Here is a 24,710-nt window from a genome sequence, read left to right as displayed (position 1 = left end):
ATCTGGAAAATATTCGTTGCAGGCAGGAATGGTACTATTGGTGGCCAGTATGAGCGACGATCCATTCGAAACAACGCGACTTCCGAATTCGCCGAAAAAAGGCCGAGGAGCCGTCAGCAATCGGGAATCGCGCTACTCCGAGACCATCCGGGAAAAAATCGACGACCGCTGGTGGTCCGAGGATATCCCCTCGTTGCCAACCATCGTGACACGTGAAAGCGCCCGCAGCATTATCACCCATAACCGGTCGCCGGACATCCCTTTCGATCAGTCGATCAACGCCTATCGCGGCTGCGAGCACGGCTGCATCTACTGCTATGCGCGGCCCGGCCATGCTTACATGGGACTATCTCCGGGCCTCGATTTCGAGAGCCGGCTTTTCGTCAAATTCGATGCGGCAGCCCTGCTGCGCAAGGAGCTCGCCAAGAAAACCCACCGCCCCAGCCCGCTTGCCTTGGGCGCAAACACCGATCCCTATCAGCCCATCGAGAAAGAATGGCGCGTGACCCGCCAGGTCCTTGAACTGCTCCAAAATTGCCGTCATCCGGTAAGCATCACAACCAAGTCGGCCCTGATCGAACGCGATCTCGACATCCTCTCGGCCATGGCGCGGGAGCATCTGGCCCAGGTTCAGATTTCACTCACCACGCTGGACAAAGGATTGGCCAGAATCATGGAGCCGCGAGCCGCCAGTCCGCAACGCCGCCTTCAAACAATTCGCTTGCTGGCCGAGGCTGGCGTCCCGGTGACCGTTTTGGTCGCCCCGGTTGTTCCGATTCTGACTGACGCGGAACTCGAAACGATTCTTACTCATGCAGCCGCACACGGCGCCATACGGGCCGATTACATCATGCTGCGCCTCCCCCTCGAACTGAAGGAACTGTTCCAGGAATGGCTGGAAACCCATGTCCCGCTCAAAGCCAGGCATATTCTTGCGAGACTCTGTGATATCCACGGCGGCAAGCCGTACCGATCGAGTTTCGGCCTTCGCCAGACCGGATCGGGCATTTATGCGGAGCTTATTCGAAAACGGTTCCGGCTGGCCCTCAAGAAAACGGGGCTTAATTCAATTGACGTCCGCTTGACTTCGAAACTCTTTCGGCGTCCCGATGATGGACCGACGCAAACCAGCCTGTTCTGATCTTTGCGTGAATCGAAAAGTGCGTTCGTAAACTTCTGCTAGGCTTCTATGCTTAAAACCGAAGCCAAAGCACCGCCTAAGGATCCAAAGTTTGGATGAGCTTTATACCGATTTATGCGTCCTGCAAAGCCACCTCGATAACCTCGTCGATAGCATTCGGCTGAACCAGATCAAATTGCATCGCTTCCAGACCCTGGAAATGAACTTGCTTACGCTGAACTCCCTGCGTGAACTGGTCGACCAGGTTCTGGAAGACACTCGTCTGTTATTCGAACTTGATGCCGTTAGCTTCGTATTGGTTGACGAAAAAGGCGAGTTGAAACGATTCCTCATCGAAGACGGCCTGCGTGTCGAAAAGCAGCCCAACTTGATTTTGCTGTCCAGCGGAGATCTCCTGGACCGAACGTTCCGCAAACACTTAAGACCGTATTTAGGAAACTATAAAGTTGAAAAATGCGGCGCATTTTTTCCGGGCCCGCCCGCTCCCTCGTCCAGCGTTGCACTCTTGCCTCTCTATCGCCGCGGCAAACTCATGGGCAGCCTGAATCTTGCGAGCACCGATAAGACGCGCTTTTGCGAGCAGATGGCGACGGATTTTCTGGATCGTCTCGCGTGCGTACTCAGTGTATGCCTGGAAAACACCTTGAACTTCGAGCTGATTCGACGAACCAGCCTCATCGATATGCTCACCGGCGTCAACAATCGGCGTTATTTCGAACAACGTGTCGGTGAAGAGATCGACCGAACACGGCGTACCGGCGAATGCCTATCCTGTCTGTTTCTGGACATCGATCATTTCAAGACGATCAATGATACCTACGGGCATCAAAGCGGCGACCGAGTACTGGTCGATGCGGCACAAACCATACGCTCCACGCTGCGGGACAGCGACGTATTGGCGCGTTATGGCGGCGAGGAATTCGTGGTGCTTCTTTCGGCCGGGACAGGAGATCGAGCGGCTGCGGATGTCGCAGAGCGAATTCGGCAATGCATCGCCGATCACGAATTTTATGATAAGAACAGCCAGGCTCTGCAGATAAGCTTGTCCATCGGTGTAGCCACGTTGGATCCTTCCAGGATTGACGGAATTGACGCTACCGTGGAGCGGCTCATCGAGGCGGCTGACAGGGCGCTCTATCTTGCCAAGAACAACGGCCGAAACCGTGTTGTTAGCGGGTTCGTCGAACCGAGCATCCAGAAAGCGCCGCAACAGTACGTTGCCGGTTTTTAGAGCCGGAGAGAAACTCCGGCTCTAAATGCTGGAGTTTATTCCGCAGGTTTTTGCGACTCAGGAGCGTCATCGTTCGGACCGCTCTCCGACGGGTCAGTTGCCGGACTTTCGGAAGGCTGTTCAGGCTCCGCGCCGGTACCGGGCTGCTCAGGCACAGGACTTTCGGCCGGTTCCGGCTTTTCGAACTGTTCTATCTTCGCCTTGCTTTTCAAGTCGGCAATATGCTGTTGCAGACGCTGTGTTTGCATCATGGAGCGCAATTGATCCTTGACGGCATCAAAGGGCGGTGGCGGCTGATCCCGCGAATCGTCACGCTGGATGACGTGCCAACCGAATTGGGTTTGCACCGGCGTTTCGGACAATTCCCCATTCTTTAGCGCAATCACCGCATTGGCAAACGGGGGCACCATCTGCTGCGGATTAAACCAGCCCAAATCGCCGCCGTTCCCCTTGGAGCCAGGATCCTTGGATACCTTCTTCGCGATATCGGCGAATTTTTCTCCTTTCTTCAACCGTTTAATGACATCCTTCGCGGCATCTTCGGAATCCACCAGTATATGTCGGGCCTTATACTCGGTCAGCTTCATCGAACCGACCCGCTGGTCATATTCCTGCTTCAGATCTTCGTCGGTGATTGCTGCAGTGTTGGTGAAGTGCTCGGCCGCCATTTGTGATAAAACCATGCGATCCGCGTTTTCCACACGCGCAGCGTTTTTCGGATCCTTGGTCAGTTGCTGAGCTACAGCTTCTTGGCGCAGAAGTTCCCGCTTGATCAGTTCGTCAATGATTTTGTCTTCCGATATGCCGTTGTCCCCGCGGCGTTGCACCAGTTCCGCCGACAAAATGTCGACTGCCGCTCTGCTGATCGGCCTGCCGTTGACTACGGCGACAGAATTCTCTGCCGTCGGGGCCTCGGCTGTGCTTGTCGCACCCTTTTGGCCATCGGTGCCGATGTTGTTGCATCCTGCGAAAATCATTGCACTGGCGATGGCAGCGACAAGTGAATATCTCTTCATTTATGGGTTTCCTTTTTGTTGAAATTCAAGGGGGGTGAATGCCTTCATGCTGAAGGCGTGTATCTCCGTCTGCATCAAGTCGCCCAGCGCGCGAAAAACCAGCTGGTGTCGCTGAACCGAACTCTTTCCTTCAAATTTCTCGGACACGATGGTGGCATAAAAGTGCCCGCCTCCGGATTCCATAGCACCCTTATGGCCCGCGTGGGCCATGCTGTCGTCCGTTATCTCCAAGTGCACCGGCGAAAGCGCCTCTTCCAATCGGTTCCTGATTTTTTCGGCTCGGTTCATCATTGTGGAAGCACCTTTTTGAATGGCTTGATCGTCACCCGGGCATAGACGCCGGCCCGACGGTAAGGATCCTCGTCCGCCCAATCTTGCGCGGCCGCCAGATCGGGAAACTCGGCGACGATCAGGCTGCCGGTAAACCCGGACTCGCCGGGATCTTCGCAATCGACAGCCGGATGGGGGCCTGCCAGGATCAAACGCCCCTCGGCCTGCAATGCTTTCAGCCGCTCAAGATGGGCAGGACGCACCTCAAGGCGACGCGGCAAACTTCCCTCGACATCCTCGCAAATAATCGCGTAGAGCAAAAAGCTACTCCTCCTCAGGTTTAGGTTCGGGTAAGAAACGGGACAGATAGGCGGACTGGGCAACGACGAACAAGAACGTTAGTCCCAACAGACCGAAAAGCTTAAAGTTGACCCAAGCCTCGGTACTGAAATTGTATATAACAAACAGATTGACGCCACCCAGAACAAAGAAGAAAGCGGCCCAGCTGAAATTCAGTCTACGCCAAACCCAAGCCGGCAGGACGATCTGATTACCCAGCATACGTTCGATCAGGGTTCGTTTGCCGAATAGCTGGCTGGCCAGAAAGGCTACGCCGAACAGCCAGTTGAGGACGGTCGGCTTCCATTTGATGAAAAGCTCATCCTTCAGGAACAAGGTTGCGCCGCCGAAAATAACGATGATTGCCAGCGAGACCAGATGCATGGGCTCAACCTTGCGCGTCCTGATCCAAGTCACACCGACTTGCACGACGGTACCCACGATAGCGGCAAGCGTCGCCGCGTAGATGTCGAAAAATTTGAAGACGATGAAAAAAAGAAGAATCGGAAAAAAATCGAACAGCAATTTCATAGTTCGGATATGAATAAAGAAGGGATTCAATCAGGCGTAGACATCCAGGTCCAACATTTTGCTCAGAGCGCTTTTCGCCTCAGACTGCGGCAGATCGAAATATGTGAGATAGGCATTCAGCGCATGCACGGTTCTCGAGCTCAGACTCGCCAGCTCTTGCGGGGGTCGCTGCAACTCGCCTTCCTTGAGTTGGACCGACCTATCGAGGCGCTCCAGAACGGCTTTCAATTCATCCGAAGCCGCGAACTCGCCTGCGCCACGTCCATCGAAGGAAACACCGGAAGCTTCCGCACCCGCCGTTACCCACGGACGAGGCGAAGCAACCCCGCAGACAGACACAAGTCCGCTTTGCCGTACTCGTTCAGCGATGACGTAAGCGGAATTTTGGATATCCATAATCGAACGGCGCCTGCCGCGTTATCGGTTCATTCCCTTATGATGCATACTATTTCACAGAACCTTATATACGACAATAACTGGAGGACCTATATAGGGAAAGCTTAACACATTCGGGGCTTATGCATTTTGCCCGTTATCCCTCCGGAAGAAGGTCGGGATGAGGGGCCAAAAAGAAAAAATTCCTTATTTTTGATTCCTCTCACCCTCCCCCTGAATGGCGAGAGAACTGAAAACGTTTCCGCGCAAGTCCCAACATTAAAGGTTCGCACGCGGCTGTAGCCTTCCTGGGGAGCGCGGCGGCGTGCCCAAACATTGAAATTGATAATTCCGAACGGAAGCGATTCCGGGATTTCTCTGTCCAAATTTTTGACAAACTTGAATACTTAAAGCGATGAACGACCAAACCAAGATCGAACTTGAAGCCGCCACCTTCCGGCGGTTGTTACAGCATCTCCGCGAGCATTCCGACGTACAAAACATCGATCTGATGATTTTGGCGGGTTTTTGCCGTAACTGTCTGGCCAAATGGTATAGCGCCGAGGCGAAGGAACACGGTATCGACCTGGATTATCCCGCAGCACAAGACATCATCTACGGTATGCCTTACGCGGAATGGAAAGCCAAGTATCAAAAAGAGGCCACACCGGAGCAACTGAAGGCCATGGAAGAAATCCAGCGCCGCAACGAAGCCGGCGGACACTAGCGACCATGGCCTAAGAGGTTTAGAACGTTCCGCCGTTCCAGCCCCAATGACTTCCTTTGATATCGGTAAATTCGATATAGACGCGTGCCGGAAGCACCCCGAGTTGCTGCTCCAGCAAATTGCAGATTTCTCGGGATAGCGACTTGAGCTGGCCGGCGGGGAGCCCTATGCTCTTAAGCTCCACGTAGGCCGCAGGCTCGCCGGTGCCGGCGAACAGCATAGGAACATCGCTGCTCAAACTCACCATGACATAGGACTCGGGTTTGCCGAGCTCTTTGACCAATAGGCGCGATACCGCGGTCAGCAGCGGTTCGCGCTGGTCTGGCGTGACGGCCCGATTGCTCTGTATCGTCAGGTACGGCATAGAACGACTCCTCTATTGGATAAGAAAATCGGTAAAAAACAAATCCTTTAGCCCATCGGCTGCGCCATATTTTTGCAGTGTTTTGGTGATGTCCGCCAGAGCCGCTTGGCGAAGTTTCTCGCGCTCATCGGCAACGGAAAGCTGTTCGGAATTGCGGTTCGAGAAAAGCATGATCAAAGCATGGCGAACAGGCGGCATGTGCATCCTGATCCTTTCCGCATGCGCCTTGCTCTCGACAAACAATTGGATGTCGGCTCTAAGATAATGGCGTCTTCCATCGAGATTCACCAGCACCGATTCCAAAGGTAAATATTCGCCTCCGCCGCTCATGGCATAACCGAAGGGACTCGACAAAATAAGAAGCCAAGTCAAAATTTTCGACTTTCCCACTAGATTCTCCGGGCGCTATCGATTAGCGTTTCGCTGCGTCTGCCGATTATAGTTTAAAATCGTGAACCTTCAGGATTTCCAGCCGAAGCCCATGAGACCTTCCGAACTTCTGGGGCCTGTAATGCTCGATTTGCAGGGCCTGTCGGTAAGCCCCGACGAAAGGGACAAATTAACCCACCCGGCAGCGGGCGGACTGATTTTATTCAGCCGGAACTATCAATCGCCCGAACAGCTCATGGAACTCGTCCGCGAAATTCGCGCCTTGCGCCCGCAAATCCTGATCGCAGTGGATCACGAGGGGGGGCGCGTGCAACGCTTCCGCGAAGGATTTACGAGATTACCGCCGGCTTCGCGTTATGGCGAAGCCGGCGACGGGCAACCCAATTTCTCCGAAGCAGCGGCCGAAACCGCCGGCTGGCTCATGGCGGCCGAACTTCGAGCAATCGATATCGATTTCAGTTTCGCTCCGGTATTGGATGTCGATTCCGGTATCAGCGAGATCATCGGTGATCGCGCATTTTCCCGCGATCCTTTCGAAGCCGCGAAGCTTGCGCTAGCCTTTGCAAAAGGCATGAGACGAGCCGGCATGGCAGCCGTGGGTAAGCACTTTCCTGGTCATGGAGGGGTAGCCGCGGATTCCCACCATGAGCTTCCGGTCGATAGGCGTCCCTTTGACGAAATCGAAAGCCGCGACTTACTGCCCTTCCGGACTTTCATCGAATTCGGACCGGAAGGCATCATGCCGGCCCATGTGGTTTACGCGGAAATCGATGAACGCCCGGCCGGATTCTCGCCGTTCTGGATTCAGGAAGTACTCCGCCGCAGGCTCGGATTCGAAGGAACCGTATTCAGCGACGACTTGTCCATGGCAGGTGCCGCCTTTGCCGGAAACCCTGTCGACCGGGCAAGATTAGCACTGGAAGCCGGCTGCGATATGATCCTCGTCTGCAATATGCCGGACGCCGCCGAAGAAGTCCTGGAATCCTTGGCGAACCATTCCGACGCGAAACGCGATTCCCGCCTGCAGCGCATGCGGGGCCGCTATCCCACGGATCGTCAAACATTGATGGCCAGCGAGGATTGGCGGCACGCGGCAGAATTGATTGCGTCCATCAACGAACAACAGGGACTCGCATGAACAAATCCGAAGAAATCGAACGCGTGCTCGCCGAAGCCGACTGTCTTTTTCGCGAAAGCGAAATCGAAGCAACTCTTGACCGCATGGCGGCCGAAATCACTATGCTGGTCGGCGATAAAACCCCTTTGCTGATTTCAGTTCTCAACGGCGGCATCATTCCCACCGCAATGCTAGCCTTGCGCCTTCGTTTCCCCTTGGAAATGGACTCCATCAAGGCCGGACGCTACCAGGGAGAAACCAGCGGCAGCGAGATTCGCTGGTTGCTAAAACCGACCATTCCCCTCCGTGGGCGCACAGTTCTCATCATCGACGATGTCCTCGATGAAGGCATTACTCTCGCCGAGATTCGAAAGTACTGTCTGGAAGAAGGTGCCGAAGCCGTGTACACCGCTGTTGTCGTGGACAAGAAACTGAACAAGGAGAAACCATGCCGCGCCGATTTCATCGGAGTGGAAGCCGAGAACCGCTATCTGTTCGGTTTCGGCATGGACTATAAAAGCTTTCTTCGCAACTGGCCGGGCATCTTTGCCTGCAAGCACGTGTACTGATAAAGAGAGCTGTCATGACCCTAATAGCTATCATCGGCGGGACCGGCCTCACGCGGCTTCCGGATCTCACCATCGTCCGACGTGAACGCGTCGCCACGCCGTACGGAGATCCTTCCTCGGAACTGGTTTTCGGGCAGTTTCACCAACAGGACCTGGTGTTTCTGGCGCGCCATGGCAACCCGCACGCCATTCCGCCGCACAAGATCAACTTCCGTGCGAATATTTGGGCACTAAAAGAAGCGGGGGTAGGCAGCATCCTGGCCGTAGCCGCGGTAGGTGGAATCCGCGCCGACATGGTGCCCGGAAAGATCGCCGTTCCACACCAGATTATCGATTACACCTATGGACGTCCGCACACGTTCTTCGAGACCGATCTCGAACTGGTGACCCACGTCGATTTCACCCATCCCTACAGCGCCCGGCTGCGGAAAAAGGTCCTGACGGCCGCTCACGTCGCCGGCATCAGCGTCGTCGATGACGGCGTCTACGGCTGCACGCAGGGACCGCGCCTGGAAACGGCGGCGGAAATCAGCCGCATGGAGCGCGACGGCTGCGATCTCGTCGGAATGACCGGTATGCCTGAAGCCGCCCTGGCACGGGAAATCGGTATCGATTACGCCTGCTGCGCCGTGATTGCCAATTGGGCTGCGGGAAAAACAGCGGCCGAGATTACGATGACAGAAATCGAAGCGAACCTGGCGGCAGGGATGGCCGATTTGACGGCGGTTTTGAGGCATTTCGTCCAGGCATGAGACGCCGGCCGGGTCAACCGCAGCCGCCGATCATTACCTTCACCAGTTTTTGGGTTCCGAAGAAGCGTCCCTCAGACTCCGCGATGATCAATATTGGACTCGTTTCGTTCATCTTCAAGCGCAATGACGCGAATCCGTCGGCGCCCGGCTGAAAACGGAATTGAGCTACCAAGGGCGTTGGGTTTTTCTCTACGAAAATGAGAATGCGCGAGGTGTTCGGCAGACTGCTCTCGACCGAAAGCGGTACAATCGCCCCATTTTCAGCCAAGTACGGTACCTCGAGCGTAATCCGATCGGTTTCAGTCCACGATGCTCCCGCGAGTGTTTCCGCAAGCAGTCGGCTGAAATCATTGTCCGATCGTTTGGACGCCCTTGATTTCGCCGCTCCAAATGCCGGCAATGGAGGCGACACTAACGCCGCCAATGCTGCGAGCATTCGAATGAAATTGCGTCTGGATAGCGCCATTTCCTATCTACGCTTGACTCCAAATAATCGGACGACTTTTTTGAGACTTCGGCTTCGAACGCAATGAGAGGTAGTGAAGAAACTCGATGTCCAGTATCAAGATACGCACCAAGCAGAAAGACGGCCTGACGATCGTCCGCATGCTCATCACCCACCCGATGGAAACCGGACGGCGCAGGGACGATCTGACGGGAAAAACCATTCCGGCTCACTTTATTCGAGAAGTCAGAATAGAGCACAACCAGCGCTTGGTCGCAAGCTGCGAACTCAGCACGGGCGTATCCCGAAACCCCTACATCTCGCTCAGATTTCGCGGCGGGCAGACGGCCGACAGCATCCGCGTCACCTGGACGGATAACCTCGGAAACACCGATAGCGCCGAAACCACGATCGCTTAGCTCTTCGCTATCTTCATAATTCACGGGTCGCGCTGAAACGGATATCCGGCCAGCGTTCCTGGGTAAGCTGCAGATTGACTCGACTGCTCGCCAGGTAAACCAGATAGCCGCTGCCGTCTTCGGCCAGATTGTCGAAGGCCTTGCGCTTGAACTCTTCCAGCTTCTTCGGGTCGTCGCATCCGACCCAGCGTGCCGTGGTAACCGGCACGTTATCGTAGACGCATTCGACGTTGTACTCCGATTTCAATCGGAAGGCCGTTACGTCGAATTGCAGCACGCCGACAGCCCCCAGGATGAGATCATTGTTCTTGAGCGGACGGAAGAGTTGGGTCGCGCCTTCCTCGGTCAATTGCTGCAAACCCTTTTGCAAGGCCTTGGCACGAAGCGGATCTTTCAAAACCACCCGGCGAAACAGCTCCGGCGCGAAATAAGGCACTCCCTCGTATTTGAGCGTCTCCCCCTGGCTGAAGGTATCGCCTACCTGGATCGTGCCGTGATTATGCAGTCCGATGATGTCGCCCGGATACGCCTCTTCGATATTGGTTCGGGTATCCGCCTGGAACGTGATGGCATTGGCGATCTGCACCGCCTTGCCGATGCGAACATGATGCATACGCATGCCTTTCACATATTTCCCCGAGCATATCCGCAAGAAAGCGATACGGTCGCGGTGCGCGGGGTCCATATTCGCCTGGATTTTGAAAACAAAACCGGTGAACTTTTCTTCATCCGGCTCCACGACCCGTTCGCGGGCCTGCCGCGATTGAGGCGGGGGCGCATTATCCGCAAATGCGTCCAATAACTCCAATACACCGAAATTGTTGATCGCCGAGCCGAAAAACACTGGGGTTTGCTTTCCGGCCAAGTAGGTCTTTTTGTCGAACTCGTGACTGGCACCGCGCACCAACTCGATCTCCATCCGCAATTCGTCCGCCTGATCCCCCAGAATCTCGTCCAATCGAGGATTGTCCAAGCCCTGGATCACCTCTCCTTCGACAACACGATCTCCATGAGAGGGGTTGAACAGCTGAATCGCGTCTGCATACAACTGATAAACGCCCTTGAAGCGCTTACCCATACCAATCGGCCAAGTCATGGGCGCGCATTGAATGCTTAAAATGCGCTCGATTTCATCCAACAATTCGATGGGCTCGCGCCCTTCGCGGTCGAGCTTGTTGATGAAAGTCAGGATCGGGGTATCGCGGAGCCGACAAACCTCCATCAGCTTGATGGTTCGCTCCTCTACACCCTTGGCGCTATCAATCACCATCAGGGCAGAATCCACGGCCGTAAGCGTGCGGTAGGTATCCTCCGAAAAATCCTCGTGTCCGGGCGTATCCAGCAGATTGAAAATCGTGTCTTTATGCTCGAACTGCATGACCGAAGTCGTGACCGAGATTCCTCTCTGCTTTTCCATTTCCATCCAGTCCGAGGTGGCATGGCGAGCCGCCTTGCGTCCTTTGACCGAACCGGCCAACTGGATCGCGCCACCGAATAGGAGGAGCTTTTCGGTCAAAGTCGTCTTGCCGGCGTCAGGGTGGGAAATAATGGCGAAAGTACGGCGGCGGCGTAATTCCGTAAGAAATTCAGACATCGAAAGTTACAACGAAATTGAGAATTATACCCTGCTTGCCGCAAGTTACGGCAGCCGAACAGGTTTCCGAAAACGATCTCCGCCTCGTCTCATCCGCCCAGAATCGGTCAGCACGCTATCGGTTGCGCCGGTCGGCAGCCTCTTCCATTTTCCTGCCGAGCTTCTGGACATCCTTACCGAAGCCCGAGACGGTATTGCAGCCGGCCAGCACCGCGATCATTAGCCACACCAGGATGCTAGAAGCGAAATTCCTCACAAATATCCCCCACAACAAAATTCGTCCGTTCACTATAGGGGTTAGCTGCGGCTCATTTCAACACCTTACCGTTTCATGAGGCAAACGCCTTCCCTCTCCCGCGCAAAACGACTCCTCTCTTCTACAAGAGTGTCGCGCATCAGCGACCGTTCAAAACCATCCGGATTGCAACAGTAGCGGCCATATTGCGATCTTTCCCGGATGCCGGGCCGATGTCGCCGACTCGGGCAGCCGGAAAACAGGCATCGGAGCGCGTATTTCTTCATATTCCACTGATCCGGACGACCAGAAGGTTCCAAAGGCTGCGTTGCCGAACGGGGACAATTTGGGGCCGGAAATTGTATTTGAAGCGGCGTTCTGCCGACTCGCCCCATCTCGAGGGACAGGATCTTCAAGAATTCCAAAAGCCTGCCCGGCGCGCCGACGCCGGTTGGCACACCACATGCACATTCCAAAAATGCGCAGATTACGCTGGATGATCTGCCACTCAGGCATTGCAGCTATGCGCCAAAGGCCGAAAAGAAATTTCGGCTCGCTTTTGCCTGCGTAAAAAAGGGGGCGCCAGCAAATATCTTCATTTAGAGGCCATAAGCAATCGGCGAACGAATTGCGTACCGGCATCTAGGCCATCGAATAAGAACAACGATTCAATACCAATGTGAAACAGCCGAAAACATTTTTCTGCCGCCTGGCTCACACAAATTTTCCAAATTTAGACCATTCTTATTTCTGCTCAGAAATCGGGCCGCAGACCAATTGCAGCTTGATCTGATAAAGGCAAAACCATTGAAAGATGGTGGCGCAAAGTTACCGGTCTACGGGAGATAGTCTCCTATGACAGCGGGATTGCCAGCTCAAGCCAAACTATTGCTTTGGTTTGCCTGTCGTCGCGCGAGTTCCCCGTGGCCAACACCGTCAACTCGACTACTAGGGGATCACTACGTGAGCAACACAACTCCGCGCTCCAAGTTTATCGTCAAACGCCGAAAAAACATTCTCGCACTTGCAGGCGTGTTTACAGCCGCGACAATAACGATTGATGGCGTCCACGCTGCACCGCCACAGCGCTTATTCAGCGATACGGTGACCCTACCGGCACACGCCAAAATGCCGCTCAAAGCCATCAAAGCGCGTAGCCGAGGCGTAGCCATCGATTTCAATGCGATAAACGCCGACACACTCACGCTCGATCTGTTCGACGACACCACGGTGACTGCAATACTCGACCGGATCGAGACCATCAACGACCGCTTCTCCTGGGTCGGTCATATCGAAGGACAAGAAGGAAGCAGTGAGGTTATCCTCGCCGTCCGAGGACGGGCCATGATGGGAACCGTGACGCTGGAAGACGGCAGAATATTCGAAATCGTCTACACGGGCAATCAGACACATGCCGTTCGACAAATAGACCCCGGCAAAACCGCGCCGCACTCGGAACCTCTCGCTCCGGACGTTAGTCCCGAGGGTGACTTGGCCACCGCTGCCATAGCTTCGACCGACACCCCCACGGCGGCAGCCAGCACCGGCCAAGTCATCGATCTCATGGTGGTTTACACGCCGAAAGCGCGCACCAACGCGGGAGGCCAAGCGGGCATTGAAGCCAAGATCATTAACGCTGTTACCAAGGCCAATCAAGCCTACCTTAACAGCCAGGTGGACATGCAGTTGAACTTGGTAAAAATGGCCGAGGTCAACTACACCGAGACCGGTAATATGTCGACCAGCCTATCGCACATTACCGGTACCAACGACGGCAAGATGGATATCGTACATTCCTGGCGCAACCAGTACGGAGCCGACCAGGTTGCGCTCGTAACCGCCGACGCCAACTATTGCGGCATCGCCTATGTCATGACCAGCCTGGGTTCATGGTTCGCCCCCTATGCCTTCGCGGTGGTACATGACGACTCCAAGTACAACTGCCTCGGTAGTAACACCCTGGCCCATGAATTGGGCCACAATCAGGGCAATATGCACGATCCCGCCAATTCATCTTACGCCGGCGTGTACCCCTACTCGTACGGCTACCGAATCTGCGGAGTGTTCCACGATATCATGTCCTACGGCTGCAGCTCACCGCGGATCCCGTATTTCTCCAATCCTAATATTTATTACAACGGCCAGCCGATCGGAATAGCCAATTCTCAAGATACCGCCCGTTCCATGAACGGTACCAGTGCGACGGTCGCGAGCTTCCGGACGTCGATCGCCGCCATGGCCTCGGTTCCGACCGCGCCTGCAAGCATGACGGCGGCTTCTGATTCGTCCAGCAGCATCGCCTTGTCCTGGGCGGACAATTCCGGCGATGAAATTGGCTTCAAAGTTCAGCGCTCCCAGGACGGCGTGAACTGGAGCGAAATTGCGTCCCTCGGTGGCAACGTGACCCACTTTACCAATACGGGGCTCAGCGCCGGGGCAACCTATTCCTATCGTGTCTATGCCTACAACAGCATCGGCAACTCTGCCTTCTCCAATACGGCTTCGGCGACGACAACCGCAAGTAGCGCAGACACAACACCCCCATCGCTCAAAATCGTGAGTCCCGGCAACGGTAGCACCGTCGCCGGCAAGGTGAAGATCAGCGGCAACGGCAGCGATAACGTTAAATTACAAAGCTTGAAGCTGGTCATCGACGGCGCGGTCGTGGCTTCAACAAGCAGCACATCAATCGCCTATACATGGAACACCCGCCCCATCAAGCCGGGTGCGCACACGATCTCGCTGGTCGGCAGCGATGCGGCCGGTAATTCGGGACAGACCTCGATCCAGGTCTACAAATGAGCATCGTCGCTGCCGGCTTTCAAATATGGATTGATTAGCCGTATTACCCCGGTATAGAGCTTCCCAAAAGCCTGAAACAAGAACGTCGGTCGACGACCGGCGTTTCTTGCCTTTCAATTTAGCGTCAAAACGACGCTCGCGAGGACCGAATAGGGCAGATGGGACCATAGCGGTGCCAGGTAATTCTGATCGATGCGGATAGCTGCCGACCGGGCTGTCCGCTATATCCATCTCGTCAGAGCTTCCTTAAGGCCATAAACTCTTTAGAGGCCACACGCACAAAACTCCCGACGCACTACCGAAAGTACAACTGCGAATGGCGGATGCGTGCGATGACTCGGTAAACGTCGTAATTACTTTCCGCACATCAAGGGGTTGAAACGCAAATGACTGAAAACGATGCCGACAGAAGCTTACGGGCGATCGCTCGTACCCTGGAGATCTCCGCCACCAAGAAACACATTTTTCTGTGCTGCGACCAGACAAAGCCAAAATGCTGCAGCAAAGAAGCCGGACTCGAATCCTGGGAGTTTCTAAAACGCCGGCTGGACGAGCTAAAGCTCACCGGAGCGGGGGGAATCCAGCGCACCAAGGCCAATTGCCTAAGGGTTTGCCGTCATGGCCCGATTGCCGTTGTCTATCCCGAAGGTGTTTGGTACCACTCCTGTACGCCAGAGGTTCTGGAGCGAATCATTCAAGAGCATCTCATCGGTGGGAAGCCAATAGCCGACTTTGCGTTTGCGACAACACAAGCCTGAGAATCGATGCTGAGCTCCTCGCTCAGCATCATGGTAAGGCCAAAAGAACCGGCGAAGTGGCGCTCTCCGCCGAGCCCCTTGCTTGGTCTCGGACCGCCCGCGACGTTTCAGGCCCGCTTAGCGTGCTGCACCGGCCACGGCATAAAGCGGCGAATAATCAGCTTGCCAAAACTTCTCTAACTGATAAAACTCTCGCGTCTGGGGCTTCATTACATGGACGATGACATCCCCCAAGTCCACCAGAACCCATTCGCCGCCTCCCTGCCCTTCTACGCCCAACGGTTGCACTTCGTTATTTTTCGCTTCTTCGATCACGTGATCGGCGAGCGACCTCACATGTCGTTCCGAAGTGCCACTCGCAATTACCATGAAATCCGCAATGCCGGTTTTTTTCCGGACATCGATCACTTTGATATCTTTACCCTTACCGTCATCCAAAGCCAGCAATACAATCTGCAGCAATTGATCTGTAGTCATGTCTCTATGCAAAAGGATTCTCTCCCAAGTGAACTGTCATCATTTCCTAGGACCCGAAAACACCACAAAACGCTCCCTCGGGAGCGGGCCATAATCTTAAACGCCGTCCAATCGCCCGACACCGGGTTTCCACGCGCTGTAGGCTGCGGTTCTCGGGCAACTCAGCGTTTTACGCCGTTTTCCGTCAGCAAGCTCACGGCGTACTTAATGGGAATGGCATAGCTAATTCCACTCGGCCGTTCCAAAAGGTTCTCTTTCGTCTCCTGAACAAAGACCTTGTTGATTATGCCGACAACCTCGCCGCTCAAGATGTCGTACAGCGGACTGCCGCTATTTCCCGGATACGCCGTCGCATCGAGCTGAAAGACGTCATAAGGCTCCGATAGCCGACGGATAATTTTCGAGTTCAGCCGCTGCGCCGTATGAGCCGGGATCGCAATCGGACTTATGGCGGAAACGATTCCGCGATGCGTCACCGGGTTCAGACCCAGTACCATACCGATCGGATAGCCGGTGAAGGCGTATTGCTCGCCCTCCCTGACTTTGGCCGAGTCTCCTAATCTTACCGACGGCAGGGGCGATCCTCCAATTCTCAGCAAGGCGACGTCATGGGATTCATCCTTTGCAATTTCTACTGCCTGCCGCACGGTCTGCTTTTTGCCGTCACGACTGAAGACCGCCAAGACCTCGTATTTGGATTTGTCGATCGCCACCGGAAGAACATGTGCGTTTGTCAAAACGTGCAAGCCATCGCCGATGACGAAACCGGTTCCCCGGAACACCGCGGGCGGAGTCCGCGTTCTTTGATAGGTCCCGATACCGACTATAGCCGGCTTGATCTTTTCGATAATGTCGGGCAGTTGGCCGGCTTGAGTTCGTGCACTAAAACCCGAGATCGAGCCGATTACTCCGATCCCGATCAGGCAAAGTCTCGTCAAGCGCATTCTAACCGTAACAACGAATTGGCCGATATCGGCAATTATCCGATAAAGCCATCGGTTCATGTTTTGCATCAATTCAGGATATTCCGGCAACGGGTACTTTACTGTCGCAGGCGGGCTTGCCTTTCATTCCAGCCTGGTTTACAAGGGAAGTTTCCGTACAAAACCTCACTTTAGCGGAACAGGCGACAATCTTGATGAGTGAACATACTAATCGTCAAGAAAGTAAAGCCACAAGAACTCCCTCTCCCTCTGGGAGAGGGTTGGGGTGAGGGCAATTCGAATACGACTTTACTTTCTTTACGCTCAGTAATTACTGCACACCGGGTAATTAGGCGTTACTAGAAACTCGCCTGCAAGTCACGCAAATCATTTTCCTGTCCACTACTTATCTATCATGTATCCGAATCTGGTCAAACGTTTTTTCTACCCTATTCATGAACAGCTTGTAAATCGCCCCACATTTGCCTACCTGAATGAGCTGGAAAAGACACAGTGGCTATCACGTGAAGCACTTGAGCGCTTGCAGATGAAAAAATTGCATTCATTGCTCCAGTTGGCTTACGACCATAGCCCTTGGCACGAGGAACGGATTCGGGCGTCAGGTCTCGATGTAACCGCACGACGAGAACTCAATTTCGACGACCTTCGCCGATTGCCGACAATGGATAAGGCGGACGCATCGGCCAACAGAGACCGTATCGTCTGGAGAAGCGTTCCTGGAGGCGCATACCAATATAATACCGGAGGATCGAGTGGCCAGCCGCTGATCTTTTATTTCGGCAGAAAACGACAGGCTGCCGACGCCGCAACCCGGATGCGCGCACGCCGATGGTGGAACGTCGAGGTCGGCGACCCTGAAGTCTTTTTGTGGGGAGCACCAGTAGAACTCAATAGAACGGATTTCGTTAAAAGGATACGGGATCGACTGTTTAACCAATTGCTACTAAATGCGTTCGAAATGTCGGAGAGCAGGTTGAGCGATTACCTCAACAATATCCAATCTTTCAACCCTGCCTGCATCTATGGTTACGCGAGTAGCCTGAGCCTCTTGGCATCGTTTGCGAAGAAACGGAACCGAGTCCCGAAGCTCCCTCGCCTCAAAGTCGTCTGCACGACGGGAGAACCGTTATTTCCCGAGCAAAGAGCGTTGATCGAGGAAGTCTTTGATAAACCCGTATCGAACGAATACGGATGTCGTGATGGCGGATTGGTGGCACTCGAATCTCCCCAAGGCCAAATGCTGGTGAACAGCGAAACCTTGATTGTCGAGATTTTGGATGAAACAGGGAGGCCCGTGTCTCCGGGCAAAATCGGAGAAGTCGTCATCACAAACCTACATTCGGATGCTCAACCGTTTATTCGGTACCGCACTGGCGATATGGCACGGCAAACCGACGAATTATGCCGCTTGGGTCGCGGCCTAAATGTTGTAGCGGAGATCATGGGCCGTACCACCGATTTCATCGTTCGTCCCGACGGAACGATCATGCATGCCTTGGCTGTCATCTATGTGCTCCGGGCAATCGATGGGGTTGAGGAATTCAAGATCGTTCAGCCCACGACAAACCGCTTGAATGTTCTGGTCGTTCCAAGCCCAGTTTGGCTGGAAAGCGCAAAGGACGAAATAATTCGACAGCTACGGAACAGGATGGGTGAGGACGTAGCTATCGAGGTCGATCTGGTGGATAAAATACCGCCTGAAGCTTCAGGAAAATACCGTTATGTCACCAGTCATGTACCATTGCCGGGAAGACTGGAGATCCGGTCTTGACTTTTGCGCTGAAATCGCCCGCCAAGGACCGGATAACGGTCCTAATCCTTGCCGACTTGGACCATGATGCTTGTGCCCGGCTGTATATACTTTTCGATTTTAGAGCCATTCCATTTGCGTAGATCAGCCACGCTGACTTTGAAGCGCTTCGAAATTGAAAACAGCGTGTCGCCTTGTCGGATGGTATAGTGGATCGACTGGGAAGGTTTGATTCCGGAACTGGCTATCGCCAGCTTCTTCCCCGCATCCTTGTTCCAAAGCACCAAATTCTGGCCTGCCTTGATTCCACTCTTGGCCGACAGACCGTTCCACTTGGCTAGCTGCTCAACGCCGACGGAATGTTTCTTGGCAATAGACCAAAGCGTATCGCCTGGCTGAACGGAATAGTTCGACCGCTTACTCGGCGCTTCCGTGGACTTGGCATTCAGGGCAACTGTTGCAACATTGCTCTTGCTACCGACTTTCTGGACAGTCGTACCTGACGCAACGGCTTTGCGCCTCCGATCACGCGATTTCTTTGCCGTTAACTTCGCTTTTGCTCGCTTCTGGGATCCGAGCTCCTGACCCGAATAACGAACGCGAGCCTTCACTGACTTCGACGCAACCGCAACGCTTCCCCCCCTCGAATCCTGCGCGGCGATCAGCTCATCGGCAATCGATGGACGATCGGTCTCCAACGGATGGCTCAGTTGGGCCAATCGCTCCAACTCTTGCTTAAATTCACTGATTTTTTTATCGGCGGGTATGAACAGCCTGTAACTTCCTTCGATATTAGCGTATTGGCGCTTAAAACCCGGATTTAATTCAAATAGTTTATCCAAAGGGATATCCGCCGCGCTGGCCGCCAGCGCCAAATCCAGCTGAGTGTCTATCTTGACGGGCTTGAACAACGCTTCGTTGGGAATGTAATGCAGGTCTATGCCGTACTGGTCGGCTCCCGCGAACAACTTCGCGACGGCCAACAGGCGCGGAACATAGGTGCGTGTTTCTCCCGGCAGGTCCAGAGACCAGAAATCCGTGGGCTTGTTCCTGGCCTCATTCTTCTTGATGGCCCTTGCAACCGCGCCCTCGCCGCAATTGTAAGCGGCGATTGCAAGCAGCCAGTCACCGTTGAAATCGGAATGAAGCTTCTTCAGGTATTTGATCGCTGCCCGAGTAGAGGCATAAACGTCACGCCGGCCATCATACGAACGGTTCTGAATCAAGCCGTAACGACGGCCGGTGGAAGGAATGAACTGCCAAAGGCCAGCGGCTTTAGCCGGAGACACTGCCTCGGGCTGAAAAGCGCTCTCGATCACAGGCAATAGCGCCAGCTCGCCGGGGACATCGTTCTTTTCGAACTGCTTGACGATAGAATAGAGGAAAGGTTCGGCCCGTCTTTGTACACGATCCACGTAGCCCGGGTGACTTACGAACCATTCAAGTTCGCGATCGATTTCCTCATGCTCGACAGGAGGCAAATTGTATGCATCAAATAATCGATCCCACAAGCTGTCGTATTCGGCGAACCCCTTAGTGCCAGCGCGTACCGCTCCGTCAGAGGTCTTGTCCTTTTTCCTAAACCAGCGGCTTGTGTTCTTGGAGATATGAAAGACGCGGGGCTTTTTACCGCTTGACGTTGACGCGGATTGAGAATTGTCGGTTAAACTGTTGTCCGACTTGGGCTTCCCGGCCTGGTGTGTACAAGCGCTTAGGGATAAGGCAAAAACAGATGCATAACATAGCAACTTTACATCGCGTTTCGGCCGTCTCATCGTATCTACCTCAGAGTTCATTCGGGTGAGTTATAGCGGCATGCCTGTAGTTTAGTCAATGAAAACCAAACAAGCGCCATTGCCCCACCTTCGCCAGGCATTTCTGGAGTGGTATCACGCCACAACCCTAGGGCAAATACTGCAAACCATCGAGGCGTCCTTCCTCCAGGGTTCGCTTAATCCTACTTATAACCAAAAAATTTTACAAGTTGATCAACTAGGGTGCGAAAATTTATATATCCATGAGCCTTTTATCCAAAATTTCTTTCTTGTCGGCAGAGAGCAAAGCCCCGGGCCATATGTCAGACACATCATCAGAGCAAACCCCGAGGCGCTGCCCGTTGCCTCCGAGACCATAGACATCTTAATCTTGCCGCACGTCATCGATTTCGAGTTCAACAGACACCAAATCCTACATGAAGTCGAACGCGTGCTAAAGCCTAATGGCCGGCTTTTCATCTTGAGCTTAAACCCGTGGAGCGTGCGCGGGATCATTCAGTATCTTCCGCGACGCTCATCGTTCTGGCGCCCGAACTTCATCAGTAGTTATCGGTTATTGGAATGGTTGAGTCTTCTCAAATTCGACGCCGAATTCAGCGCCGCATTCAGCATCGCCTCATCCAAAGTGATACAAAAACCCGATTCCGTTTTCAGCAAATCACGCGCCAATCTATCTTTCGCCTTCGGCATTAAGGCAATCAAGCGGACCTATACATTAATACCGATACAGCCAAAGTGGATCAGTACCCCCGGCCTAGTGCCCGGTCACATGTTTGAAACTTCAGAATGAACAAGACAGCGAACAGTGAGCAACAGAGTTAACATCTATACAGACGGCGCCTGCCGAGGCAATCCGGGCCCCGGCGGATGGGGCGTAGTGCTGCGCTATAAAGATAAGGAGCTGGAGCTCTACGGGTCGGAGCCGAACACCACGAATAATCGCATGGAACTTCTAGCCGCGATAAAAGGCCTGGAAGCTTTGAAACGGCCGAGCAAGGTGTGCATTACTACGGATTCCATATATGTGCTCAAGGGCATGTCCGAGTGGTTGCCGGATTGGATCCGACGCGGCTGGAAAACCGCAACGCGGAAGCCGGTCAAGAATGTCGATCTGTGGCAGCGACTCGTCGCCGCACAGCAGGAGCATGACATCGAATGGAAATGGGTCAAGGGACACAACGGCCATATCGAGAACGAACGTGCCGACGCACTGGCGAACCGCGGGATAGACGAACTTTTGAAACCACCAGCGCAAAAAAACACCAAGACAAATCATGCGACAAGTCGTACTTGATACCGAAACAACCGGACTCGACCCGACGGAAGGGCATCGCATTATCGAAATCGGTTGCGTGGAAGTCATCGGTCGTCGACTAACCGGCAACCGCTTTCACGTCTATCTGAACCCCGAGCGGGAGATTGACCCCGGCGCGGTCGAGGTGCATGGATTAAGTGCCGAGTTTCTGGCTGATAAGCCGCGATTTGCCGATATCGCCGAGGACCTGCTGGCGTATATCAAAGGCGCGGAGCTAATCATTCACAATGCCCCGTTCGATATCGGGTTTCTCAACCATGAATTGCAATTGCTACCCACTAGCTTGGCCAGCGTGGCGGACTATTGCACCGTTCTGGACACCTTGGCTCTCGCCAGAAAGAAACATCCCGGACAACGCAATAACCTGGACGCATTGTGCAAACGGTATAACGTCGATAATCGACATCGAGAACTGCACGGAGCACTGCTCGATGCGGAGATTCTAGCCGAAGTCTATCTTGTGATGACCGGTGGCCAGACTTTGCTGGTATTGGAGCCGGAGTCGACGGATAAGGCCGTGGACGATTTGCAACTAACGCCAAAACCGACCATTGCAGCAGATAGGGCACCGCTAAAAATTATTCGTTGCAGCGAAGCTGAGCTTCAGGAGCATCTCGCCCGACTCGATATCATTGATAAGGCAAGCAACGGAAAATGCCTCTGGAAAGCGTAAAGATAGAATAGAAAGAGTATATACGTTATCCTTATATGACAAGATTGACGAATCAAGGAGAGGTGGCTGAGCGGTTTAAAGCGGCGGTCTTGAAAACCGTTGACGGTTGATCCCGTCCGGGGGTTCGAATCCCTCCCTCTCCGCCATGTTTTTCAGGTAGTGTGCCAGCCCAGTTTTTGCCATTGACGCTATGATCGGTATTCTCCTGGTGGATGATCATGAACTGGTTCGAACGGGCATCGAGCACTTACTAAACGAAGCCGAGGGCATGACAGTCATCGGCATAGCGCGCTCGGGTGAAGAGGCTATAGAGCAAGCCGACCGGCTGAAACCTGATTTGATCGTTATGGACATCAACATGCCGGGAATTGGCGGAATCGAGGCATGCCGAAAGATTAGTCAGAAACACCCAAGGGTCAAAATCGTGGCGTTGAGCGTCTACGTTGACGGACCATTTCCGCATCAGCTCCTGAATTTGGGCGCCCACGGCTACGTCTCGAAAAGCTGCCCTATCAGCGAGCTGATCAATGCTGTTCGCGCAGTGTTTGACGGCAAACGATATCTTAGCCAGGACGTTGCCAGTAAAATGGCATTGGCAAAACTGCCCGACCAGTATTCGTCTCCTTTTAACGATTTGTCGTACCGCGAACTTCAAGTCGTAATCATGACGCTGCAAGGCCGTTCGATTCAGGACATGGCGGATATGCTGACGATCAGCCCGAAAACGGTTAATACATACCGATATCGGGCGTACGATAAACTGTCGGTCAAGAACGACGTGGAGCTGACGCGTTTGGCCGCAAGGTACAACCTTATCAGCGACACGCCTGTCCGATGAGATTTCAAGGCTGTTTGCCTCGGTGGTGGAATAGGTAGACACACGGGACTTAAAATCCCGCGCCCTAACCCGGCGTGCCGGTTCGATTCCGGCCCGAGGCACCAAACCACGTATTTCGTAATCGGCCCATGCTGCACCGAAAAGCTTCATCCAACTTCAAGGACTCTACTGCCAAAGTACGTCCAATTCCCAAACATGGCTGACTCCTTTCGGCCACTTACGCTCCAGTTCCCCCGGGCATCCGCCAAAGAGTTCGCTTCCCCTTGGTCCGGGGCTTCGCCACAACCTTCATGACGGAACCTCTCGAAGGCGAGAGAAGTTCGGCTTTCTTCAGCCGTGCGTAGATTGTTTCATGTAACCCCTTTATACAAGCGATCCAGTGTCAAAGGGTTCCTCCAGATGTACCGATTCTTATCCCTGGCCAGAGTTTTCGGCCTGATGCTGATGGTTTTCAGCGTGACGTACGCATTTCCTATCCTTGCATCCTTGGTCTATGGTGACGGCACGCTCTCCTTATTTATTCAGGATATGCTGCTTACTTTGGCGGCGGGCGGACTCTTGTGGCTCACGACACGGAAATTTCGGCGAGAACTGAAAGCTAAGGACGGCTTCTTGCTCGTGGTGCTCGCCTGGATCGGAATGGCGGCCTTCGCAACCTTACCCCTGAAATCCTATCTTGAGGATTTGTCGTTTACCGATGCCTATTTCGAAGCCATGTCCGGGCTTACAACGAGCGGCGCGACCGTGCTGACGGGTTTGGATGACTTACCGCCGGCAATCAACCTGTGGCGGCACGAACTCAATTGGCTGGGCGGCATGGGAATCATCGTCCTGGTCGTCGCCATTCTGCCGGTACTCGGAGTCGGCGGGCGCCAGTTGTTCATGGCCGAAACCCCCGGCCCGATGAAGGAAAGCAAGCTGACACCGCGCATCACCGAAACCGCCAAGAATCTCTGGCTGGTTTATGCGGGCCTTACCATAGCCTGTATCGTGTCGCTAAAACTTGCCGGGATGAACTGGCTGGACGCCATCTGCCACGCTTTTTCCGCGGTAGGCCTGGGCGGATTTTCGACCCATGATGCCAGCATTGGATATTTCGATTCTCCGCAAATCGAAGGCGTGCTCACCTTCTTTATGCTGCTCGCCGGAATGAATTTCGCCACGCATTTCCTGGCGATCCGCAGCAGGACCTTCACCCCTTACAAGCATGACATCGAGCTAGCGCCCTTTCTAATCCTGATTTTGGCAAGCTGCGTTGGTATTGCTTTCTACCTGTGGCAGGAACATACCTATCCCGACTTTTGGACCGCCTTGCGGCACACGACTTTTAACCTGGTGTCGCTTGCTACCGACTGCGGCTACGCCGGCACGGACTTCAATCAATGGCCGTTGTTTGCTCCCCTTTGGATGCTCTTCCTTGGATGTATCACGGCGTGCACCGGCTCCACCGGCGGCGGGATCAAATTGATGCGAACCTTGATCCTGGTTAAGCAAAGCCAACTACAGATGCTGCTTCTCACCCACCCCACGGCCGTGAATCCGCTCAAACTAGGCACCATGGTCATCCCATCGGGCATCATCCTTGCCGTGTTGGGATTCATCTTCGTCTATTTCATGAGCATAGTAATCCTGGTCCTGCTGCTGATCATCAGCGGGCTGGATGTCGTCTCAGCCCTGTCGGCCGCCATTGCATGCATCAACAACATGGGGCCCGGCTTGGGCGAAGTGGGTCCTGCTGCCAATTACGCCGGACTGACGGACTTTCAGACCTGGTTATGTACATTGGCCATGTTTCTAGGCCGCATCGAGGTATTTACGGCGCTGATCCTGTTCACGCCGGCATACTGGAGAAAATAAGAAAGC

General features: G+C 54.1%; 29 protein-coding genes, 2 tRNA genes and 1 riboswitch. Of the genes, 17 read left to right on the top strand and 14 right to left on the bottom strand.

Annotated features, from left to right (window positions below; translation table 11 throughout):
• The first annotated feature begins 49 nt into the window (after positions 1-49).
• Both sS8_RS25680 and sS8_RS25675 read left to right on the top strand, forming a co-directional pair.
• Positions 50-1,141: a PA0069 family radical SAM protein gene (locus sS8_RS25680; RefSeq protein ID WP_119633018.1), complete on the top strand. Its 1,092-nt coding sequence runs from the start codon at positions 50-52 to the stop codon at positions 1,139-1,141.
• Positions 1,142-1,232: 91 nt separating this feature from the next.
• The gene (locus sS8_RS25675) at positions 1,233-2,372 is read left to right on the top strand and encodes a sensor domain-containing diguanylate cyclase (RefSeq protein ID WP_119632248.1); all 1,140 of its coding nucleotides are present in this window, start codon (positions 1,233-1,235) and stop codon (positions 2,370-2,372) included.
• A gap of 35 nt (positions 2,373-2,407) precedes the next feature.
• On the opposite strand, the gene sS8_RS25670 is transcribed toward sS8_RS25675, so the two are convergent.
• Genes sS8_RS25670 through sS8_RS25650 form a run of 5 tightly spaced genes read right to left on the bottom strand, consistent with a single transcriptional unit; the run spans position 2,408 to position 4,924 of the window.
• Positions 2,408-3,388, bottom strand: coding sequence for a peptidylprolyl isomerase (locus tag sS8_RS25670; protein ID WP_119632247.1), 981 nt, complete (start codon positions 3,386-3,388; stop codon positions 2,408-2,410).
• Positions 3,389-3,679 (bottom strand): BolA family protein, encoded by a 291-nt coding sequence (locus tag sS8_RS25665; RefSeq protein WP_119632246.1) that lies wholly within the window; start codon positions 3,677-3,679, stop codon positions 3,389-3,391.
• Positions 3,676-3,978: a YciI family protein gene (locus sS8_RS25660; RefSeq protein ID WP_119632245.1), complete on the bottom strand. Its 303-nt coding sequence runs from the start codon at positions 3,976-3,978 to the stop codon at positions 3,676-3,678. The genes sS8_RS25665 and sS8_RS25660 overlap by 4 nt, the downstream gene beginning before the upstream one ends.
• Before the next feature lie 4 nt (positions 3,979-3,982).
• The gene (locus sS8_RS25655; RefSeq protein ID WP_119632244.1) at positions 3,983-4,528 is read right to left on the bottom strand and encodes a septation protein A; all 546 of its coding nucleotides are present in this window, start codon (positions 4,526-4,528) and stop codon (positions 3,983-3,985) included.
• 30 nt (positions 4,529-4,558) lie between these two features.
• Positions 4,559-4,924 (bottom strand): hypothetical protein, encoded by a 366-nt coding sequence (locus sS8_RS25650; protein ID WP_119632243.1) that lies wholly within the window; start codon positions 4,922-4,924, stop codon positions 4,559-4,561.
• Positions 4,925-5,318: 394 nt separating this feature from the next.
• Between sS8_RS25650 and sS8_RS25645 the strand changes: the two genes are divergently transcribed.
• Positions 5,319-5,630, top strand: a complete 312-nt coding sequence (locus tag sS8_RS25645) for a DUF1244 domain-containing protein (protein ID WP_119632242.1) — start codon at positions 5,319-5,321, stop codon at positions 5,628-5,630.
• 19 nt (positions 5,631-5,649) lie between these two features.
• On the opposite strand, the gene sS8_RS25640 is transcribed toward sS8_RS25645, so the two are convergent.
• Both sS8_RS25640 and sS8_RS25635 read right to left on the bottom strand, forming a co-directional pair.
• Positions 5,650-5,994 carry a phenylpyruvate tautomerase MIF-related protein gene (locus sS8_RS25640; RefSeq protein ID WP_119632241.1) on the bottom strand — a complete coding sequence of 115 codons (345 nt, stop codon included), beginning with the start codon at positions 5,992-5,994 and terminating at the stop codon, positions 5,650-5,652.
• 12 nt (positions 5,995-6,006) lie between these two features.
• Positions 6,007-6,384 (bottom strand): flagellar basal body-associated FliL family protein, encoded by a 378-nt coding sequence (locus tag sS8_RS25635; protein ID WP_119632240.1) that lies wholly within the window; start codon positions 6,382-6,384, stop codon positions 6,007-6,009.
• A gap of 91 nt (positions 6,385-6,475) precedes the next feature.
• Between sS8_RS25635 and nagZ the strand changes: the two genes are divergently transcribed.
• Genes nagZ through sS8_RS25620 form a run of 3 tightly spaced genes read left to right on the top strand, consistent with a single transcriptional unit; the run spans position 6,476 to position 8,822 of the window.
• Positions 6,476-7,522 carry a beta-N-acetylhexosaminidase gene (nagZ, locus tag sS8_RS25630; RefSeq protein WP_232020442.1) on the top strand — a complete coding sequence of 349 codons (1,047 nt, stop codon included), beginning with the start codon at positions 6,476-6,478 and terminating at the stop codon, positions 7,520-7,522.
• Entirely contained in the window at positions 7,519-8,070 is a 552-nt protein-coding gene (locus sS8_RS25625; RefSeq protein ID WP_119632238.1) for a hypoxanthine-guanine phosphoribosyltransferase, read from the top strand. Before nagZ ends, sS8_RS25625 begins: the two co-directional genes overlap by 4 nt.
• A gap of 14 nt (positions 8,071-8,084) precedes the next feature.
• On the top strand, positions 8,085-8,822 hold the full coding sequence (locus sS8_RS25620; RefSeq protein WP_119632237.1) for an S-methyl-5'-thioinosine phosphorylase: 738 nt from the start codon (positions 8,085-8,087) through the stop codon (positions 8,820-8,822).
• Between the two features lie 13 nt (positions 8,823-8,835).
• On the opposite strand, the gene soxY is transcribed toward sS8_RS25620, so the two are convergent.
• Positions 8,836-9,288 (bottom strand): thiosulfate oxidation carrier protein SoxY, encoded by a 453-nt coding sequence (gene soxY, locus sS8_RS25615; RefSeq protein WP_119632236.1) that lies wholly within the window; start codon positions 9,286-9,288, stop codon positions 8,836-8,838.
• An 86-nt stretch (positions 9,289-9,374) separates the two neighbouring features.
• On the opposite strand from soxY, the gene soxZ reads away from it, so the two are divergent.
• Positions 9,375-9,686, top strand: a complete 312-nt coding sequence (gene soxZ / locus sS8_RS25610; RefSeq protein ID WP_179952386.1) for a thiosulfate oxidation carrier complex protein SoxZ — start codon at positions 9,375-9,377, stop codon at positions 9,684-9,686.
• A gap of 13 nt (positions 9,687-9,699) precedes the next feature.
• On the opposite strand, the gene sS8_RS25605 is transcribed toward soxZ, so the two are convergent.
• The 3 genes from sS8_RS25605 to sS8_RS27860 all read right to left on the bottom strand — a co-directional run bounded on the left by sS8_RS25605 (position 9,700) and on the right by sS8_RS27860 (position 12,157).
• Positions 9,700-11,280, bottom strand: coding sequence for a peptide chain release factor 3 (locus sS8_RS25605; protein WP_119632235.1), 1,581 nt, complete (start codon positions 11,278-11,280; stop codon positions 9,700-9,702).
• Positions 11,281-11,395: 115 nt separating this feature from the next.
• Positions 11,396-11,500 (bottom strand): entericidin A/B family lipoprotein, encoded by a 105-nt coding sequence (locus sS8_RS25600; protein ID WP_119632234.1) that lies wholly within the window; start codon positions 11,498-11,500, stop codon positions 11,396-11,398.
• A gap of 186 nt (positions 11,501-11,686) precedes the next feature.
• Positions 11,687-12,157, bottom strand: coding sequence for a hypothetical protein (locus tag sS8_RS27860; RefSeq protein WP_145986685.1), 471 nt, complete (start codon positions 12,155-12,157; stop codon positions 11,687-11,689).
• A gap of 145 nt (positions 12,158-12,302) precedes the next feature.
• A riboswitch (cyclic di-GMP riboswitch) is annotated at positions 12,303-12,390 on the top strand.
• An 88-nt stretch (positions 12,391-12,478) separates the two neighbouring features.
• Here sS8_RS27860 and sS8_RS25595 point away from each other — a divergent pair.
• Complete coding sequence (locus sS8_RS25595; RefSeq protein ID WP_145986684.1) at positions 12,479-14,317, top strand: reprolysin-like metallopeptidase; 1,839 nt, start codon at positions 12,479-12,481, stop codon at positions 14,315-14,317.
• A gap of 386 nt (positions 14,318-14,703) precedes the next feature.
• Positions 14,704-15,075: a (2Fe-2S) ferredoxin domain-containing protein gene (locus tag sS8_RS25590; RefSeq protein WP_119632232.1), complete on the top strand. Its 372-nt coding sequence runs from the start codon at positions 14,704-14,706 to the stop codon at positions 15,073-15,075.
• Between the two features lie 117 nt (positions 15,076-15,192).
• Here the strand turns inward: sS8_RS25590 and rsfS are convergent, their stop codons facing one another.
• Together rsfS and sS8_RS25580 are read right to left on the bottom strand one after the other, a co-directional pair.
• Positions 15,193-15,552, bottom strand: a complete 360-nt coding sequence (gene rsfS, locus sS8_RS25585; protein ID WP_119632231.1) for a ribosome silencing factor — start codon at positions 15,550-15,552, stop codon at positions 15,193-15,195.
• A 161-nt stretch (positions 15,553-15,713) separates the two neighbouring features.
• Positions 15,714-16,556 (bottom strand): S1 family peptidase, encoded by an 843-nt coding sequence (locus tag sS8_RS25580; protein ID WP_232020441.1) that lies wholly within the window; start codon positions 16,554-16,556, stop codon positions 15,714-15,716.
• Positions 16,557-16,890: 334 nt separating this feature from the next.
• Between sS8_RS25580 and sS8_RS25575 the strand changes: the two genes are divergently transcribed.
• Positions 16,891-18,267, top strand: coding sequence for a phenylacetate--CoA ligase family protein (locus tag sS8_RS25575; RefSeq protein WP_119632230.1), 1,377 nt, complete (start codon positions 16,891-16,893; stop codon positions 18,265-18,267).
• Positions 18,268-18,308: 41 nt separating this feature from the next.
• On the opposite strand, the gene sS8_RS25570 is transcribed toward sS8_RS25575, so the two are convergent.
• The gene (locus sS8_RS25570) at positions 18,309-20,021 is read right to left on the bottom strand and encodes a transglycosylase SLT domain-containing protein (protein WP_170161263.1); all 1,713 of its coding nucleotides are present in this window, start codon (positions 20,019-20,021) and stop codon (positions 18,309-18,311) included.
• A gap of 58 nt (positions 20,022-20,079) precedes the next feature.
• On the opposite strand from sS8_RS25570, the gene sS8_RS25565 reads away from it, so the two are divergent.
• The 7 genes from sS8_RS25565 (at position 20,080) to sS8_RS25535 (ending at position 24,704) form a co-directional block, all read left to right on the top strand.
• Positions 20,080-20,811 carry a methyltransferase domain-containing protein gene (locus sS8_RS25565; RefSeq protein WP_119632228.1) on the top strand — a complete coding sequence of 244 codons (732 nt, stop codon included), beginning with the start codon at positions 20,080-20,082 and terminating at the stop codon, positions 20,809-20,811.
• 15 nt (positions 20,812-20,826) lie between these two features.
• The gene (rnhA, locus tag sS8_RS25560) at positions 20,827-21,315 is read left to right on the top strand and encodes a ribonuclease HI (RefSeq protein ID WP_119632227.1); all 489 of its coding nucleotides are present in this window, start codon (positions 20,827-20,829) and stop codon (positions 21,313-21,315) included.
• Entirely contained in the window at positions 21,296-22,009 is a 714-nt protein-coding gene (dnaQ, locus tag sS8_RS25555) for a DNA polymerase III subunit epsilon (RefSeq protein ID WP_119632226.1), read from the top strand. Before rnhA ends, dnaQ begins: the two co-directional genes overlap by 20 nt.
• Positions 22,010-22,065: 56 nt before the next feature.
• Positions 22,066-22,155 (top strand) — tRNA-Ser (locus sS8_RS25550).
• Between the two features lie 44 nt (positions 22,156-22,199).
• Positions 22,200-22,847, top strand: coding sequence for a response regulator (locus tag sS8_RS25545; protein ID WP_119632225.1), 648 nt, complete (start codon positions 22,200-22,202; stop codon positions 22,845-22,847).
• A gap of 16 nt (positions 22,848-22,863) precedes the next feature.
• Positions 22,864-22,951, top strand: a tRNA-Leu gene (locus tag sS8_RS25540).
• Positions 22,952-23,246: 295 nt separating this feature from the next.
• Entirely contained in the window at positions 23,247-24,704 is a 1,458-nt protein-coding gene (locus tag sS8_RS25535) for a TrkH family potassium uptake protein (RefSeq protein ID WP_119632224.1), read from the top strand.
• The last annotated feature ends 6 nt before the right edge of the window (positions 24,705-24,710 follow it).

Origin of the sequence: Methylocaldum marinum, assembly GCF_003584645.1 — a bacterium.
Classification (GTDB): Bacteria; Pseudomonadota; Gammaproteobacteria; order Methylococcales; family Methylococcaceae; genus Methylocaldum; species Methylocaldum marinum.
Note: the sequence above shows the minus strand (reverse complement) of the source record. Positions and strands in the feature narration are given on the sequence as shown.

What these genes read in the sequence shown, in the direction of transcription:
- sS8_RS25680 (WP_119633018.1), top strand. Translation starts at nt 50, where the DNA reads ATGAGCGACGATCCATTCGAAACAACGCGACTTCCGAATTCGCCGAAA.
- sS8_RS25670 (WP_119632247.1), bottom strand. Translation starts at nt 3,388, where the DNA reads ATGAAGAGATATTCACTTGTCGCTGCCATCGCCAGTGCAATGATTTTC.
- sS8_RS25665 (WP_119632246.1), bottom strand. Translation starts at nt 3,679, where the DNA reads ATGATGAACCGAGCCGAAAAAATCAGGAACCGATTGGAAGAGGCGCTT.
- sS8_RS25655 (WP_119632244.1), bottom strand. Translation starts at nt 4,528, where the DNA reads ATGAAATTGCTGTTCGATTTTTTTCCGATTCTTCTTTTTTTCATCGTC.
- sS8_RS25650 (WP_119632243.1), bottom strand. Translation starts at nt 4,924, where the DNA reads ATGGATATCCAAAATTCCGCTTACGTCATCGCTGAACGAGTACGGCAA.
- sS8_RS25645 (WP_119632242.1), top strand. Translation starts at nt 5,319, where the DNA reads ATGAACGACCAAACCAAGATCGAACTTGAAGCCGCCACCTTCCGGCGG.
- sS8_RS25640 (WP_119632241.1), bottom strand. Translation starts at nt 5,994, where the DNA reads ATGCCGTACCTGACGATACAGAGCAATCGGGCCGTCACGCCAGACCAG.
- nagZ (WP_232020442.1), top strand. Translation starts at nt 6,476, where the DNA reads ATGAGACCTTCCGAACTTCTGGGGCCTGTAATGCTCGATTTGCAGGGC.
- sS8_RS25625 (WP_119632238.1), top strand. Translation starts at nt 7,519, where the DNA reads ATGAACAAATCCGAAGAAATCGAACGCGTGCTCGCCGAAGCCGACTGT.
- sS8_RS25620 (WP_119632237.1), top strand. Translation starts at nt 8,085, where the DNA reads ATGACCCTAATAGCTATCATCGGCGGGACCGGCCTCACGCGGCTTCCG.
- soxY (WP_119632236.1), bottom strand. Translation starts at nt 9,288, where the DNA reads ATGGCGCTATCCAGACGCAATTTCATTCGAATGCTCGCAGCATTGGCG.
- soxZ (WP_179952386.1), top strand. Translation starts at nt 9,375, where the DNA reads ATGTCCAGTATCAAGATACGCACCAAGCAGAAAGACGGCCTGACGATC.
- sS8_RS25605 (WP_119632235.1), bottom strand. Translation starts at nt 11,280, where the DNA reads ATGTCTGAATTTCTTACGGAATTACGCCGCCGCCGTACTTTCGCCATT.
- sS8_RS25600 (WP_119632234.1), bottom strand. Translation starts at nt 11,500, where the DNA reads ATGATCGCGGTGCTGGCCGGCTGCAATACCGTCTCGGGCTTCGGTAAG.
- sS8_RS27860 (WP_145986685.1), bottom strand. Translation starts at nt 12,157, where the DNA reads ATGCCGGTACGCAATTCGTTCGCCGATTGCTTATGGCCTCTAAATGAA.
- sS8_RS25590 (WP_119632232.1), top strand. Translation starts at nt 14,704, where the DNA reads ATGACTGAAAACGATGCCGACAGAAGCTTACGGGCGATCGCTCGTACC.
- rsfS (WP_119632231.1), bottom strand. Translation starts at nt 15,552, where the DNA reads ATGACTACAGATCAATTGCTGCAGATTGTATTGCTGGCTTTGGATGAC.
- sS8_RS25580 (WP_232020441.1), bottom strand. Translation starts at nt 16,556, where the DNA reads ATGAACCGATGGCTTTATCGGATAATTGCCGATATCGGCCAATTCGTT.
- sS8_RS25575 (WP_119632230.1), top strand. Translation starts at nt 16,891, where the DNA reads ATGTATCCGAATCTGGTCAAACGTTTTTTCTACCCTATTCATGAACAG.
- sS8_RS25570 (WP_170161263.1), bottom strand. Translation starts at nt 20,021, where the DNA reads ATGAGACGGCCGAAACGCGATGTAAAGTTGCTATGTTATGCATCTGTT.
- sS8_RS25565 (WP_119632228.1), top strand. Translation starts at nt 20,080, where the DNA reads ATGAAAACCAAACAAGCGCCATTGCCCCACCTTCGCCAGGCATTTCTG.
- dnaQ (WP_119632226.1), top strand. Translation starts at nt 21,296, where the DNA reads ATGCGACAAGTCGTACTTGATACCGAAACAACCGGACTCGACCCGACG.
- sS8_RS25545 (WP_119632225.1), top strand. Translation starts at nt 22,200, where the DNA reads ATGATCGGTATTCTCCTGGTGGATGATCATGAACTGGTTCGAACGGGC.
- sS8_RS25535 (WP_119632224.1), top strand. Translation starts at nt 23,247, where the DNA reads ATGTACCGATTCTTATCCCTGGCCAGAGTTTTCGGCCTGATGCTGATG.